This window comes from Crenothrix sp., assembly GCF_043729335.1.
In the GTDB taxonomy this organism is placed as follows: Bacteria; Pseudomonadota; Gammaproteobacteria; order Methylococcales; family Methylomonadaceae; genus Crenothrix.
Window position 1 is genome coordinate 1 of the sequence record NZ_JAYTLQ010000046.1, and the last position, 1,606, is coordinate 1,606.

General features: G+C 42.7%; 2 protein-coding genes. One reads left to right on the plus strand and one right to left on the minus strand.

Features of this window, described 5'->3' with window-relative positions; genetic code table 11:
- Positions 1 to 378 (plus strand): DsrE family protein (locus ACHZC4_RS10060; RefSeq protein WP_394753712.1); only part of this gene is annotated, 378 nt, incomplete at its 5' end.
- 62 nt (positions 379 to 440) lie between these two features.
- On the opposite strand, the gene ACHZC4_RS10065 is transcribed toward ACHZC4_RS10060, so the two are convergent.
- Complete coding sequence (locus ACHZC4_RS10065) at positions 441 to 1,082, minus strand: DUF599 domain-containing protein (protein ID WP_394753713.1); 642 nt, start codon at positions 1,080 to 1,082, stop codon at positions 441 to 443.
- Between the last annotated feature and the right edge of the window lie 524 nt (positions 1,083 to 1,606).

A 1,606-nucleotide genomic window follows, 5' to 3' on the forward strand; every position in this document is an offset into this window, starting at 1 on the left:
TTCGACATCACCAACGCGGCAGATGCCCCTGACAAGGTGAATTCTGGGCTTGACCATGTCGCGCGGCTGCTAAATCTTTATGCTCTAGCTGGAGTCCCAGCCGATCACTTGAAAATAGTCCTGGTGGTGCATGGCCCGGCTACGTCAATTGCCCTGAAAAATGATGCATACCGAAAACTACACCAACGGGATAATCCCAATATCGAAATTATCCACCTACTCAATGGTGCAGGCGTTAAGCTATATATCTGCGGCCAAGCCCTGGCAGAAAAAAAATTAGAGATTGCATCAGTGAATCCGGAAATTACATTAGCTGTATCGGCCTTGACCGTGTTGGTAGATTATCAATTGGACGGCTACGCATTGATACCCAATTAGGCTTGAGAATATTCTCTATAGAAGAAAGCTTATTTTTATCGAGTCGATTTTGATGAACGCACTCAACTTGGCACCTTGTCCAGCATGGCAAGGCCACCTATCAGCGTTAGCGTCGCCAGCATCAAAAAATAGGGGCCGAAAAACCACAGTATGATTGGCAAACTGAAAAAGAAAGTTCGAGTGCCAAACGTATAATAACTGCCGGCCCTATTTAAATAGGCACAGGTTAGTTTGTATAAGCCGCCGTCTGGTGATGAATCGACAGGCAGGTTAATCATATAACCAACATGATTGAAAAACCGTATTGCCATCGAAAAACAGTAGAAGGCGATGGAAAAATCCAGCAGCAATAAACACAGTTTTAATTGCCATAATTCGGTAGAAAAGGGTTGTGCTAAGCCATAGGGATGCCAAGCTAGTGCCCACTGTCCGATTTTTTCGCCGATGTTTAAAGTGCCGATTATCAATAAAATCGAGGTCGATGCCATGAAGTTGGCCGCCATGACTGAGTTGCGTAAGGTTTGGACAGCAAGGATTTCCATGTTGTCTTTATTCATTACCATGTTGACCCATTGCTCCCGAATCCTTGCATTCAGTGTATGTACGCTCGAATCCGGTAGTCGGCGAGTGCGTCTGCCTAAATACAGATAGTAAACCAATATCAATAAACAACTGACCGTAAAGGCAATGAGATCGTACTTCATGCAATGGTTTCCTTTTTTACTGTTCAAGAATCGATTAAGTAAGAATTAAGGCATTTAGTAGAGTGGGCTCCAAAAATCAGGCCAAGTGCTAAGGCGTAATAGTGTCAAAATTCGGCTTTTTAGTGGGCTTTGATGTATGTTGCTCAATTTTCAATTAACCATACGCCACCAAAAGCCACGCAAGTAATTGAAATATAGTGAAACCCCCTAAGCAATAAGGCTTAAACACCTCTTACCCTATGCACAGGATTGTAAACCTTATATGACCGTTTTTGATGCGACAGCAAGCTTTACCAAGTTTGTAGAGCCACGGTTACGCATAGCTCGGCAGGCTACAAGGTTACCCACAACATTAATATCCGTGTAAATACCTAGGTGTAACGGCCTGCAAATATAATCCATAAAAACTGCAAACATCCACATTTTCGAACTAGGGGGCGTTCTCAATTACTTTAATAAACAACCAGAAGTTATTGTATTATTGGTTATTTTATACAAAACACAATGACAAGAATGGTGGTGGC

What these genes read in the sequence shown, in the direction of transcription:
- ACHZC4_RS10065 (WP_394753713.1), bottom strand. Translation starts at nt 1,082, where the DNA reads ATGAAGTACGATCTCATTGCCTTTACGGTCAGTTGTTTATTGATATTG.